Source organism: Shewanella nanhaiensis (genome assembly GCF_019457885.1).
Classification (GTDB): Bacteria; Pseudomonadota; Gammaproteobacteria; order Enterobacterales; family Shewanellaceae; genus Shewanella; species Shewanella nanhaiensis.
Genome location: NZ_JAHZST010000016.1, coordinates 118,686 through 133,212, shown reverse-complemented (window position 1 = coordinate 133,212; position 14,527 = coordinate 118,686). Strand labels below are relative to the sequence as shown.

At 45.6% G+C, this 14,527-nt stretch carries 11 protein-coding genes; 1 reads left to right on the top strand and 10 read right to left on the bottom strand.

Translation table 11 applies throughout. The features are described 5' to 3' along the window. Positions 1 to 606: 606 nt before the first annotated feature. Together secA and K0625_RS19125 are read right to left on the bottom strand one after the other, a co-directional pair. Positions 607 to 3,330 (bottom strand): preprotein translocase subunit SecA, encoded by a 2,724-nt coding sequence (secA, locus tag K0625_RS19130; protein WP_220111145.1) that lies wholly within the window; start codon positions 3,328 to 3,330, stop codon positions 607 to 609. A 59-nt stretch (positions 3,331 to 3,389) separates the two neighbouring features. Beyond that, the gene (locus K0625_RS19125) at positions 3,390 to 4,289 is read right to left on the bottom strand and encodes a M23 family metallopeptidase (RefSeq protein WP_220111144.1); all 900 of its coding nucleotides are present in this window, start codon (positions 4,287 to 4,289) and stop codon (positions 3,390 to 3,392) included. Positions 4,290 to 4,316: 27 nt separating this feature from the next. Between K0625_RS19125 and K0625_RS19120 the strand changes: the two genes are divergently transcribed. Continuing rightward, the gene (locus K0625_RS19120) at positions 4,317 to 4,769 is read left to right on the top strand and encodes a DUF721 domain-containing protein (protein ID WP_220111143.1); all 453 of its coding nucleotides are present in this window, start codon (positions 4,317 to 4,319) and stop codon (positions 4,767 to 4,769) included. 104 nt (positions 4,770 to 4,873) lie between these two features. Here K0625_RS19120 and lpxC read toward each other — a convergent pair whose 3' ends face one another. The 8 genes from lpxC to murD form a co-directional block, all read right to left on the bottom strand. After that, a complete protein-coding gene (gene lpxC / locus K0625_RS19115; RefSeq protein WP_012327104.1) occupies positions 4,874 to 5,791 on the bottom strand; it encodes a UDP-3-O-acyl-N-acetylglucosamine deacetylase in 918 nt (305 codons plus the stop codon). Between the two features lie 175 nt (positions 5,792 to 5,966). Beyond that, entirely contained in the window at positions 5,967 to 7,145 is a 1,179-nt protein-coding gene (gene ftsZ / locus K0625_RS19110; protein ID WP_220111142.1) for a cell division protein FtsZ, read from the bottom strand. A gap of 77 nt (positions 7,146 to 7,222) precedes the next feature. Next, entirely contained in the window at positions 7,223 to 8,458 is a 1,236-nt protein-coding gene (gene ftsA, locus K0625_RS19105; protein ID WP_012327106.1) for a cell division protein FtsA, read from the bottom strand. A 3-nt stretch (positions 8,459 to 8,461) separates the two neighbouring features. Next, a complete protein-coding gene (locus K0625_RS19100; protein WP_220111141.1) occupies positions 8,462 to 9,226 on the bottom strand; it encodes a cell division protein FtsQ/DivIB in 765 nt (254 codons plus the stop codon). Positions 9,227 to 9,357: 131 nt separating this feature from the next. Next, entirely contained in the window at positions 9,358 to 10,827 is a 1,470-nt protein-coding gene (murC, locus tag K0625_RS19095; protein ID WP_220111140.1) for a UDP-N-acetylmuramate--L-alanine ligase, read from the bottom strand. Position 10,828: 1 nt separating this feature from the next. Then, a complete protein-coding gene (gene murG, locus K0625_RS19090; protein ID WP_220111139.1) occupies positions 10,829 to 11,926 on the bottom strand; it encodes an undecaprenyldiphospho-muramoylpentapeptide beta-N-acetylglucosaminyltransferase in 1,098 nt (365 codons plus the stop codon). Continuing rightward, positions 11,926 to 13,140 (bottom strand): cell division protein FtsW, encoded by a 1,215-nt coding sequence (ftsW, locus tag K0625_RS19085; RefSeq protein ID WP_220111138.1) that lies wholly within the window; start codon positions 13,138 to 13,140, stop codon positions 11,926 to 11,928. Before ftsW ends, murG begins: the two co-directional genes overlap by 1 nt. Continuing rightward, positions 13,133 to 14,461 carry a UDP-N-acetylmuramoyl-L-alanine--D-glutamate ligase gene (gene murD, locus K0625_RS19080; RefSeq protein ID WP_220111137.1) on the bottom strand — a complete coding sequence of 443 codons (1,329 nt, stop codon included), beginning with the start codon at positions 14,459 to 14,461 and terminating at the stop codon, positions 13,133 to 13,135. Before murD ends, ftsW begins: the two co-directional genes overlap by 8 nt. Positions 14,462 to 14,527: the final 66 nt, after the last annotated feature.

Sequence of the window (14,527 nt, the reverse complement as noted above, 5' to 3'; positions counted from 1 at the left end):
CATTGAGAAAATTTTTGACTACCTCGTGAGAAGTAGTTTCGAATAACTCAACACCTGTGAGTGCCCACACAGATTACTTGATAAATTGTTAAAGAGCGTTGCACTTAATCGTGCTGCCGTTGACGCTTGGTCGTTGGCTTGAGGAGGCGTATTCTACACTCTCCGTGGTTGGCGTCAAGTGTTAATTTTAAGAAGTTTTTCAAGCGATGATTTCTTATACACTCTCGTATGTAAGGTACATCTAAATAACGACTTAAACACTTTTAACCTGATGAATGCAATTAAGTATTTCATCACACTGTGACTGTCACTTTAGGCTGAAAGCCTGCTGTGTTGTCTCAGTGGTTGCGCATTATAGGCAGTTTAACCCAGAGCACAAGCGCTTTTTTCTTAAAAAACGATCTTTTTGCGATCTTTATATATAGCCACAAGCTACACACTATTTACTACCAAAGTTATCCACAACTTCTCATATAATGGTCAAAAATCAGCTTGCTTGTTGCCACAATACCAATAGATATAAAAATATTTCAGGACAAGAGACTAAGATCAAAAAAGCCACCTAATAATTAGATGGCTTTTGTCTGTTCACTACATCATAAGCTATTAAGTTAACTTTCCATGACACTGTTTGTATTTACGACCCGAGCCACATGGGCAAGGATCATTGCGTCCAACCTTTTCACCTTCACGTACTGTAGGTGTGTGAGCCGCTAGTGCTTCAGCTTCCTCTGCACCGACAAGTGCTTCGGCTGCAGCATGCTGGTAGTCACGTTGGATCTTGGCATCTTCTTGACGACGACGCTCTTCCATCTCTTCAACATCAGATTGCGCCTGAACCTGTACTTTAGAGAGCACACTAATGACATCATGCTTTAATGACTCAAGCATCTGCTGGAAAAGCTCAAATGATTCACGCTTATACTCTTGTTTAGGGTTCTTCTGCGCATAGCCACGCAAGTGAATTCCTTGACGAAGATGGTCCATTGCAGCTAAGTGTTCTTTCCAAAGTCCGTCAAGAGTTTGCAGCATGACGGCTTTTTCAAATTGACGTAATACAGATTCGCCAACCATCTCCTCTTTGGATTGGTAAGCCTTAACCCAAGTGTCAACAATACGTTCACGTAGGGTTTCTTCATGCAGATCTTTCTCTGTGTCTAACCACTCTTGTATTGGCATTTTCAGCCCATACTCTTGGGTTAGGCGTGTTTCAAGACCAGGAACATCCCAAAGCTCTTCCACTGATTGCTGTGGAATATATTGATCGACAAGACCATTAACGACGTCAGCTTGGATATTAACAATAGTATCTTGAATGCTTTCCGCGTCCATCAGCTCATTACGTTGAGCATAAACCACCTGACGCTGATCGTTGGCCACGTCATCAAACTCAAGTAATTGCTTACGAATATCGAAGTTACGTGCTTCTACTTTGCGCTGTGCATTTTCAATAGCACGTGATACCCACGGATGCTCAATCGCTTCGCCCTGCTCCATACCCAGCTTCTTCATCATTGAAGAGACACGCTCAGAAGCAAAGATACGCATTAAGCTATCTTCCATTGAAAGATAGAAGCGTGATGAACCTGCATCACCTTGACGACCAGAACGACCACGTAACTGGTTATCGATACGGCGAGACTCATGTCGCTCAGTACCTAAGATATGTAAACCACCGGCAGCGACGACTTCATCGTGTCTTACTTGCCAATCAGCTTTAATCTTGGCTTTCTGCTCGTCAGTTGGATTACTAAGAGCATCGATCTCCATGTTCCAGTTGCCACCCAATACGATATCGGTACCACGACCCGCCATGTTAGTAGCAATAGTGACAGCACCTGTTCGACCAGCTTGGGCAACAATGTCAGCTTCACGCTCATGAAACTTAGCGTTTAGCACTTCGTGTGGGATTTTTTCCTGCTTCATTAATCTTGCAAGAAGCTCAGACTGCTCAATGGAAACCGTACCTACAAGTACTGGCTGACCGCGTTCACGACAACCTTGGATATCCTGAATAATCGCAGCATATTTTTCATCTGGAGTCAGGTAAACCAGATCCGCATGGTCCTTACGCACCATAGGTCTGTTAGTTGGGATCACAACCGTATCTAAGCCATAGATATGTTGAAATTCGAAAGCTTCGGTATCTGCTGTACCAGTCATACCCGCTAACTTGTCATACTGGCGGAAGAAGTTCTGGAAAGTGATTGATGCTAAAGTTTGGTTTTCATTTTGAATATGAACCCCCTCTTTTGCTTCTACCGCTTGATGAAGACCTTCAGACCAACGACGACCAGGCATAGTACGACCTGTATGCTCATCAACAATAATCACTTCGTTGTCTTGCACAATATAATCGACATCTTTCTCAAACAGAGTATGCGCACGAAGTGCAGCATTAACATGGTGAAGCAAAGAGATGTTAGCCGCTGAATAGAGTGAATCACCTTCAGCTAGCATGCCACGTTCAGTCAGAAGGACTTCTACCTTCTCCTGACCACGTTCAGTCATATGAACTTGTTTGGCTTTCTCGTCGATGGAGTAATCACCTTCACCGATCTCCTCTTCCGTATCCTCTTTATCTTGACGAATAAGATGCGGAATAAGGGTATTAATCTTAGTATAAAGCTCAGAGCTATCTTCAGCGGCGCCAGAGATGATCAATGGAGTTCGTGCTTCATCGATTAAGATCGAATCGACCTCATCGATTAGGGCGTAGTGTAGCGGACGTTGAACGCGTTCAGCCGGAGAGAACGCCATGTTGTCGCGGAGATAATCGAAACCGAACTCATTATTGGTGCCGTAAGTGATATCGGCATTGTAGGCATCTTTCTTCTCTTGCTGGCCTAGACCCGCAACGTTAATGCCAACAGAAAGTCCTAAAAACTCAAACAGTGGACGGTTATTTTCAGCATCACGACGCGCCAAGTAATCGTTAACGGTAATGACGTGAACACCCTTACCTGTTAATCCGTTAAGGTAGGCAGGTAGTGTGGCGGTTAATGTTTTACCTTCACCGGTACGCATCTCAGCAATACGGTTACTGTCGAGCACCATACCACCAAGCATCTGCACATCGAAGTGACGCATCTCAAAAACACGCTTAGAGGCCTCACGTACAACGGCAAACGCTTCAGGCATGACATCATCCAGAGTTTCGCCTGATTCTAAACGGTTGCGAAAGTCAGATGTCTTAGACTTTAACTCGTCATCGGTTAACTTTTCATAGTCATCTTCAAGAGCATTAATCTTAGTGACAATTTTGCCAAGAGATTTAAGTGTACGATCGTTACGACTACCAAATAATTTTGTCAGTAATTTACCAAACATCTGAACCACTTTTAAGTTGTTGGCTTAGTCCCTGTCGAGTCTGAAAGCCTTATATTATATTAACCTGCCTTGCGGTAGACATATTTCTGCGGGTCTATCTGCTGTCCACCCCGCAACACTTCATAATGCACATGGGGTCCAGTCGAGCGACCGGTACTTCCCATTTTTGCAATATTTTCACCTTTGGCGATGACATCACCCACAGCTACTGACAAAGACTTATTGTGTCCATAGCGAGTTCGCAGACCATTGCCATGATCTATCTCGACTAACTCACCATATCCAAACATTTTGCCTGCCCATGTGACCACACCGCCAGCGGTTGCAACCACATTGGTTCCCTCTTTACCAGCGAAATCAATGCCTTTATGCATTGTTCTACGTCCGTTAAAAGGGTCATTTCGTAAACCGTAGGGCGATGATAACCATCCTTTTTCGATGGGACGCCCAGATATATAACGCTCTTCATCTATATGGAGATTAGATGAAACAGTTTCAAGTATTGAAAGCTGAACATTATTATTATCTATTCTTGATACTAACTTATCCATATCTGCGATAAGTTGTTCGAGTTCGATGTCTGCGCCTAATTCACTCAGGCCACCAACACCGACTGCGGAAGAGAAATCGAATTGATCTTCTAATTGATTGTTCTTAGCAACTTGTTGACCTAACGCCTCAAGGCGAGTCACTTTAGCCTGCATACTTGCGACATGGGTAACTAGCATCGCCAGTTGTGACTCGGTCGCCCCTTTAAGCTCAATCAGCTCTTGCTTTTGAGACTCACGGGCTAAACGTTCACTGTCTGCATTCGTCTGCTGTTGCTGAACTTGTTTAGCGTTATGCTGATATAGACCAGTACCTGCTGCGATCAACAGGACGGGCAATAGAAGCCAACGTTTGCCGGGCTGCCATCGTGTGGCGCCATTTCGACCTTGAATAAAAACTGTTACACTCATAGCCTAATTAAGCCATTTTATTATCATATGAAAAAGCCCCCGCAAGACCTAAGTCAGTTACTTCATCAACGTGGACAACTGCCCAATATCGCTGAAAAAGCTGAACTGCTTATGCACTTAGATTATTACGTCAAACAAGTGCTAACAGGTCCGGTATCGGAACAACTTAAAGTTGCTAATTTCCGACAGGGTGTTTTAGTTATTGAAACAACAACTGCTGCATGGGCCGCAAGAATAAACTTCCAAAAGACCAAAGTTTTACAACAGCTGCAAGCCGAAACGCTCCCCATGCTCTCTGCTATCGAAGTTAAAGTCAACCCGAGTCTGTTAATGTACGCAACAAAAGCGAAGGAAAACCATAACCAGATCACACAGACCGCAGCCACACATATAGAGGCATTGGCAGAACACGCAGAAGGTTCTCTTGCGATTAAACTAAAACGGCTGGCTGCATTAGCCAGCCGTTCAAGGCAATCTTAGAATAGGCTTCTGTTTCAATCCGTTTAGTTGGTTAAAATCACTGAAGACCATTTAGGAAAAAAGAGAAACCTTGACGTGCTTTCTCTTTCTCAACATCAGTTAAATTAAGCAAATACCGCACCGGCGGGAACAGAGAAGCTAACTGGCGCTTCATCTTTCTCAAAACTAACTAGCTCCCAAGCATCTTGTTGAGCTAGTAACGCACGCACTAATTGATTATTCAGTGCATGGCCTGTTTTGAAAGCACAAAACTCACCAACAATGGCATGACCAGCGACATATAAGTCACCGAATGCATCTAAAATCTTATGCTTAACGAACTCATCCTCATAACGCAAGCCATCGGGGTTGAGGACCTTATATTCGTCAAGCACGACTGCATTTTCCATACTTCCACCTAAGGCTAAGTTGTTAGCTCTTAAGTATTCGATATCGCGCATAAAGCCAAACGTTCTTGCTCTACTAATATCGCGTACGAATGCTGAAGTTGAAAAATCCATCACCATATGTTGCTGACTACGGGCAATTTCTGGGTGGTTAAAGTCGATTGCAAAATCCACTCTAAAGCCATTAAACGGTTTTAGCTCCGCCCATTTGTCTCCATCTTCAACACGGATAGTGTCTTTGATTCTTAGATATTTCTTAGCCGCTGATTGCTCTTGAATTCCGACTGATTGAAGTAGGAATACCCACGGACTGGCACTGCCATCCATGATTGGGATTTCAGGTGCATCGACTTCAATCAATGCATTATCAATACCTAGACCCGCTAAAGCAGCAAACAGGTGCTCAATCGTCGAGATACGAACACCATCGTCATTAACTAACGCAGTACACATAGTGGTTTCACGAACTTGATCAGCCTTAGCAGGGATTGAAACTGCTGGCTCCAGATCCGTACGCACTAATACAATGCCGTAATTAACAGGTGCGGGCTTGATGCTCAAAGTCACCTTATTGCCGGAATGCAATCCGACTCCGGTTGTTTTCACCATTTCTTTAACAGTTCTTTGAAAAATCATTGTATTACCCGTTTCTCTCAACAATAAAAGCTCAAATCCTGAGCAGCAAAAAATGCACACACAGGCGTGGCTGGTCGGATATGCTAACATACCTTTGCAAATTAACCAAAGTTTGACTACTTAACTAGCACTCTCTTTCGCAATCAAATTAGTCACTCAATGGCATAAAGCTAATTTAATCAGCTTGTTTGCGCAAAAATGCCGGAATATCCAAGTAATCAGCTTCATTCTTTGGTGCTAAAGTTGGCGCAGGTTGTACAGCTGCTGGAGCAACATTCCCCACAGCAGCAACAGACTGGTTTAGCACCTCTTCTGTAACTTCAACACGTGGCTCAGAAGCTACTGTTGGCTCTGGACGTGGAGCTGGCTTTGAAACAAGCTGAATATCAGGCTTCTTCTCAGCACCGATACCTGTAGCAACAACCGTTACACGCAGCTCATCGCTCATTTCAGGGTCGATAACCGCACCAACAACTACTGTCGCATTATCTGAAGCATAAGCTTTAACATGGTTACCCACAGTCTCAAACTCTTCGATGCTCATATCCATGCCAGCAGTGATATTCACAAGCACGCCTCGAGCTCCAGCTAGATCGATATCTTCAAGTAGTGGACTTGCTACAGCCGCTTCAGCCGCCTCTTCAGCACGATCTTCACCGCTTGCAACACCAGTCCCCATCATGGCATTACCCATCTCAGACATCACTGTCTTAACATCGGCGAAATCGACGTTAATCAAACCAGGACGTGTGATAAGTTCTGCAATACCCTGTACAGCGCCTAATAAAACATTGTTTGCCGCGGCAAATGCATCAAGTAGTGAAGTTCCACGGCCCAATACTTTTAGCAGCTTTTCATTTGGAATGGTGATCAAAGAGTCCACATGCTTTGCTAGCTGCTCTATTCCTTGGTCGGCATAAGACATGCGCTTTTTGCCTTCGAAAGGAAACGGCTTAGTGACAACTGCAACGGTTAAGATCCCCTCCTCTCTTGCCACTTCTGCGACAACTGGCGCAGCACCTGTACCTGTACCACCACCCATACCCGCAGCAATAAAGATCATGTCAGATCCTTTGATTGCATTACGGATATTTTCTTTATCCTCTTCAGCCGCTAGACGGCCAATCTCTGGGTTTGCTCCAGCACCTAAACCTTTGGTGATGTCGCGCCCTAGTTGGATGGTCGATCCTGCAGACGACTTTCTTAATGCTTGAGCATCAGTATTCGTTGCAACAAACTCAACACCTTCGATGTTGTGTTTAACCATATGTTCGATGGCATTACCACCGCCACCACCAACTCCGATGACCTTGATCACCGCTTCATCAGTATGACTATCCATGATCTCAAACATGGCTTTCTCTCCGTTTTGCTTGCGTTATATGTTTAATCTCTAATTGAACGAACTCTATGCCGCTTTACGATTAGGAATTAAAACTCACCTTTAAACCAGCTTTGAACCCGATTCCAAAGACTGGTAACCCCTTGACGTTCTGGACGCTCGAACTGACGTTCAACCACCCTTCTCGCCCCATAGTGCAACAACCCAACTCCAGTGGAGTAGATAGGTTGATCCACATATTCAAATAATCCTTTTACTGGCAGTGGTGATGCGACTCGCACAGGCATTCCAAAGGTTGCCTCCGCCACATCTACCGCTCCCTCAATCGACGCGGTACCACCTGTAATAACAATACCAGCGGCCACTTGATCTTCTAATCCTGAGTCTCTTAACTCCTGCAATACCAGCTCAAATAACTCCTGGTATCTAGGCTCAACGACCTCTGCCAAGGTATGTCTGGACATACTTCTCGACGGACGTCCGCCAACAGAAGGTACCTCAATGCTGTCTTCTCGACTCACCATCGAGCTGCGCGCACTGGCATACTGAACCTTGATCTGCTCAGCATGAGATAACGGTGTACGGAAAATCTTGGCGATATCGTTCGTCACCTGATTACCCGCGACAGGCACCACGGCGCAGTGACGCAAAGCCCCGTTGGTATAGACAGCTAAATCTGTCGTGCCGCCACCGATGTCGACTAAACAGACCCCAAGATCTTTCTCGTCATTAGTCAGCACTGAGTCTGCCGATGCGATAGCGGAGAACACGAGATCATCCACTTTCAAGCCACAACGTTCGACACTCTTAGTGATATTCTTTGCCATATCGTTAGCACAAGTGACGATATGCACCTTAGCTTCCATCCGCATACCCGACATACCGATTGGACTTTTTATTCCATCTTGCACATCGATTGCGTACTCCTGTGGAAGCACATGTAAAATGCGGCGCTCTGTCGGTATCTTTACCGAACGCGCTGTGTGTATCACATTGTCAACGTCATCCTGAGTCACCTCTTCATCATTGATGGAGACCATGCCGTTTTCGTTTTGACAACTGATATGCTTTCCTGAGATCCCCAAGTACACAGATGACACTTGGCAATCAGCCATCAGCTCAGCTTGATCCAACGCTCGCTGAACACTGCGCACAATGGAATCAAGATCATTCACACCACCTTTATCCATGCCTCTGGATTGATGATTTCCTAATCCAACAACACTGATCTCACCATCAGGCAGCACTTCACCTATGATCACAGCAACCTTAGAGGTTCCTATGTCCAATCCAACGATCAGATTTCTATCTTGATTCTTGGTCATTATTTAGTGGCTCTCTTCTTGTGCATTTTTCCAACCTACGGCTAATCCGGTGTCGTAACGCAAATCAACTTTAGCAACACTTTTTGATTGCTTTGCCAGCGTGGGATACACGTTAATAAATCTCTGTATCCTTGCCATCTTATCTTCTCGACCCAACTCCAGCATGATCCCGTTATCCAGTGATGCATGCCAAGCATGTCTTGGGCTTAAACTTAAACTGTGTAAATTGAAGCCATTAATCTTTAAAAGCTCACTTAGCTGACGAAATGTCGTTAACACTAATTTCGACTGACCTTCTGGTCCTGCTAGCAAGGGCAGAGTGCCAACACTCTCTCTTTTAGGAGCATCGAATACCTGTCCATGAATATTGAGCCAAGCATCGCCATTCCAGTGAGCAACCACCTGCTGTTCCACGAGGTAGACCTTTAACTTTGCTGGCCACTCACGTCTCACCGAAGCCTGATATACCCAAGGCAGAGCCTCTAACGCAGCCTGAACCTGATTCACATCGGCAGAGAAGAAGCTACGTTGCATCAAGTCACGCAGGGCAGCCTGTATCTCCTCATCTGAGGTTTTATCACGTTCGCCCTTGATGGCTACCGCTTCAATCGGCAAAGCATCGGCATCATTAACAACCAGATTTAGCTTCCAAGCCGCCATTGAAAGACCTAAGAGCACAAAGAGCAGAAACAGCAACCCAAAACACAAGTACCAATCGACCTGCTGCAGTTTAAGCTTCCACCTTTGGCTAACATCAACCCAAGACACAGGTTTCTACCCTTAAATCATCTATTGGAAACAAGGCTATTGCATTCATTAACCTCGGAAAATCGGCCATTATATAGACCTTATTCCTAGGGTCAAAATCTGATAGTTCTGCAATGAGACGCTATTCAAACTTATCCCCTGTTCGAATCATTGTTTGTTGATTCGAAACCTAATTTGTTCTGGGCTAACTGCCTAGCTAATGCACCGATATTTCCAGCACCTTGGGTCAACAGGAGATCTCCCTCCTGCAGCACATCCGGTAACAAGGTCAGCAACTGCTCTTGATCTGCCACAAAAATAGGATCTAGCTGACCGCGTAGACGGATAGAGCGACACAGGGCCCGGCTGTCCGCTCCCGGTATTGCAGCCTCTCCGGCAGAGTAAACATCGAGCAGCAGTAAACAATCGACTTGCGACAGCACTTCAACAAAGTCTTCATAGAGGTCGCGAGTTCTGCTATAGCGATGTGGCTGATAGATCATCACTAAACGCTTTTCAGGCCAGCCTAGTTTCGCCGCTTTAATTGTTGCCGCCACCTCACTGGGGTGATGGCCATAATCATCAACTAAAACCACTTCACCTCTATCGGTATCGAAACAACCAAGCTGCTCGAATCGACGGCCAATTCCTTCGAAGTCAGCCAGCGCCTGAATAATTGCTTCATCTTCAATCTCATCTTCGCTGGCAACAGCTATGGCAGCCAAAGCATTCAGTACATTATGCTCACCAGGCAGGTTCACCATCACTTCCACATCTTCAACGCCAGCTCTTCTTAATGTGAAACGACTACGGTACCCATCCTGAACAAAATTAAGCGCCTGAACATCAGCGTCTTCACTAAAACCGTAGGTCACAATTTTACGGCCCACACTAGGAAGAAGCTCACGCACAACAGGATCGTCAATGCACATAACCGCAATGCCATAAAATGGTAGGTTATGAAGGAAATCGATAAAGGTAGACTTTAATCGTTCAAAGTCCCCCTCATAGGTATCCATATGATCCGCTTCGATATTGGTGATAACGCTAACCATAGGTTGCAGATGGAGGAAACTTGCATCACTCTCATCAGCTTCCGCAATCAAGTAGCGGCTATTACCTAATCTGGCATTGGTTCCCGCACTGTTTAACAGCCCGCCGATGACAAAGGTGGGATCTCGCTCAGCTTGACCATAGACACTGGCTATTAAACTGGTTGTGGTCGTTTTGCCATGGGTTCCAGCAACTGCTACCCCATGACGGTAACGCATCAACTCAGCTAACATCTCTGCGCGGCGAACCACTGGAATTCTTAATGCCTGTGCCTCTAATAACTCAGGGTTATCTGCATGAATAGCGGTAGAGACGACAACAACATCTGCGCCATGTACCTGCTCCTCTTTATGACCAAGGTGAATCTTTGCTCCCAATGACGCCAACCTTTGTGTAACGGCATTTTCAGCAATATCAGAGCCTGATAAACGATAACCTTCATTAACGAGTACTTCGGCTATGCCGCCCATACCCGCACCACCAATTCCGACAAAATAGATGTGCTTAACACGTCTCATCTCAGGAATGATGTTTCTTAATTTTGAATACTTCTCTTTATCGTTACCCATCTCAACTCTTTCCCGCTAATCGAATGCAGACATCGGCGACTTTCTGGGTCGCATCAATCACGCCAACACTTTTTGCACGTTGACCCATCTGATCTAACTCATCTCTGTCAGACGATAAGATCTGCAACTTCCCGATCAGCTTATCTATATCTAAAATTGGTTGTGGCAGCAGAAATGCTCCCCCGGCCTTCACTAATACTTGCGCGTTTTTAGTTTGATGATCGTCCACCGCATGTGGATAAGGAACCAATAAGCTTGGCAGACCAATTGCCGCCAACTCAGAAACAGTTAATGCTCCTGAGCGACACAACACCACATCCGCCCATCGGTACGCCGCTTCCATGTCATCAATAAACTCCGCAACGCTCACGCTACCGTCTAGCCCTAAACGCTGATACTCACCTTTCACCGATTGCTGGTTTCCCTTGCCAACCTGATGCCACACCGTAATGAGATGTGTCTTGCTCATATCTGCTGTCACTGTCGGCATCAGGTCATTAAAGACCTTGGCACCTAAACTGCCACCAACTACTAACACTTTTAAGGACTCTTTAGCCCCCGCATCTTTAGGGGTTTGGCCTAAAGCGATCAGCTCCTCTCTGATCGGATTACCGACCACTTCAGCCTGAACCTGATCAAACGTATCTTCAAAAGCACATAACACCTGAGAAGCGATACGGGATAAGAGCTTGTTCGTCATCCCTGGGATCGCATTTTGCTCATGCAGTACCAAAGGTATCCCGGATAATCTCGCAGCAACGCCACCTGGGCCACTTGCAAAACCGCCCATGCCTAACACTACATCAGGCTGAAACTCTTTAATGACCACCCGTGCCTGCGCAATCGAGCGCAGCACCTTAAATGGCGCTGCCAATTTACGTACAACACCATTACCTCTAACGCCTTTAATATCGATAAAGTCGATATCGAAACCATGCTGAGGAACTAAACGCGCTTCCATACGCTCTGCAGTACCTAACCAGCGAACTTTCCAGCCCTGCTTACTTAGGTACTTAGCAACGGCTAACGCAGGGAATACATGTCCCCCGGTGCCGCCAGCCATAATCAAAATGCGTTTTTCGTCACTGACATTCGTCATTAACTTTTCTTCCCCTGAACTGCTTGTATGGAGCTTAATCGACGCTCATGATCGATTCGAATTAGTATCATCGCCGCCGCAGTCATCACCCATAAACTACTGCCGCCATAACTGATAAAAGGCAAAGTTAACCCTTTAGTTGGTAGCATTCCGATACTGGCCCCAACATTAACGACGGTTTGAAAACAGAACCAAATACCGATGGCATAAGCTAAATAGCCTTCAAACGCCTTATCTACTTGAATGCATAGATTGCCCAGTTTAATGGCCTTTAATGCAACAAATAACAGCACTGTCAACACAACAATAATGCCGATAAAACCTAACTCTTCACCAATCACTGCAAAAATAAAATCCGTATGAGCCTCGGGCAGATATTCCAACTTCTGGATACTGTTTCCCAGCCCTTGACCAAACCAGTCTCCACGCCCATAAGCCATTAAAGACTGAGTGAGCTGGTAACCACTGCCAAATGGATCCTGCCAAGGATCCATAAAGGAGGTCACCCGTCGCATCCGGTATGGCTCAAGCAATACCAAAGCAACAAACGCCATTATCCCCGTGAGGATCAGAGCAAAAAAGTCGAGCAATCTAGCACCAGCCAAAAACAGCAAACCTACAGTGCCCACAAACAGCACAACCACAGTGCCTAAATCTGGCTGCATCAAGATCAAGATGGCATAGACAGCAAACACGGCTATCGGCTTATAAAAGCCTTTGGCATTTTCTCGTATCTCCTGATGACGCCTCACCAGATAGCCTGCCATGTAAATGGCAAACGCTAGCTTAGCCAATTCAGCAACCTGAATTCTTAATGGGCCAATAACCAACCAGCGTGTGGCCCCATTAACGGTATGACCCACAAAAGGTACAGCCACTAACATGATCCCGACTATCAATAGGAATATTGGACTAAACCTCTGCCACATTGCCATGGGGATCCGGAGCACAACAGCAGCAATAATGACGCTACCAATGATAAAAACGAGATGCCTCATAACAAAGTGATAAGGATTCCCTTTCAAGCTTTGTGCTTCAGGCATCGATGCCGACATCACCATGACAAAACCGAAACAGATAAGTCCAATGACGGACATCAATAAGGTTCTGTCATAAAGCTGCACACCCGGCGCTTCATTCTCTTTAAACAGATTCGGCCAACTCCAAGTGACACTCGTGCCAAATAGATTGAGTTGTCGCTCGTCACTACGCATTAGAGCTTCCAGCTAATGCATTAACCTCTGCTCTGAAATCTTCGCCACGAGCCATAAAGTTTTTGTACATGTCTAGGCTCGCACAAGCTGGTGACATCAATACAATATCTCCAGCCTCAGCAAGTTCATTCGCTTTTTTTACCGCCTCATACATATCGCTAACTCGAATAGCTTTCTCAGAGAACTCTGCGATTTTATCGCCATCTTTTCCTAATGTGATCAGTTGAGAAAGCCCTTGAATAGCCTGCTGCAATGGCTGAAAATCAGCACCTTTTCCATCTCCACCCGCAATTAAAATAATGCCACCAAGATGATCGCTAAACCCTTCAAGTGCAGCAACAGTTGCGCCGACATTGGTAGCCTTAGAGTCGTTGACATAACTGACGCCATTTTGAACTGCCACCAATTCACATCGATGCGCTAAACCGGTAAATGTCATCGCAACCTGTATCATCGATTCTTTATCGACTCCGGCATGATAAGCCAGTGCCATAGCGGCGAGCAGGTTAGCATGGTTATGACTACCAACAAGCGCAACATCAAGCAGATTCATGATCTCTGTTGTTCCATGTACTACCTTGCCATCACGAACGCCCCACTCATCATTAAATGGTGCCGACAATCCAAAACTATTTTGATTCATCGGATCTTTTGGCTCGGTCAGTTCATCTTCTCGATTAAACAGCGCGCGTTTACTTTGGCAATAGAGTGACAGTTTTGCTTGCCTGTATGCCTCAAGGTCTGTGTAACGATCCATGTGATCTTCACTGATATTGAGACAGGTCGCCACGATACAATTTAAACTGTGCGTGGTCTCGAGCTGGAAACTGGAAAGTTCTAAAATATAGAGATCTCTTGGCTCTCTAAGCAGGTCCAGTGCGGGAACACCGATATTGCCACCAACTGCATAGTTAAGACCTGCGACCCTCGCCATCTCACCAACTAATGTGGTCACTGTAGACTTACCGTTTGAACCGGTAATACCTATTACACAAGGCTCTCTACCCTTAACCGCTCGGGCAAATAACTCCACATCCCCAATAACTTCAATACCCATATCGATAGCCGCACGGATCTCAGGCGTATCAATGGCAATACCAGGACTGATAATAATTTGGCTTGCTTGCACTAGATAACGACAATCAAAACCGCCAGTCAGTAACTCAACCTCAGGATATAAACGCTTGAGTTCCTCCATGCCGGGAGGTTGATGACGACTATCCATCACCAGAGGAGTGATCCCCTGTTCATGTAGATAATGCACAACCGAAAGCCCAGTTGCTCCCAGCCCTAACACCACATGTGACTTAATATTTTCCATGCTCAACTACCTTAACCCTAAGCCGCTAGGCTTAAGGTCTTGAGTTAGGTGTGACATCTGGTTTCC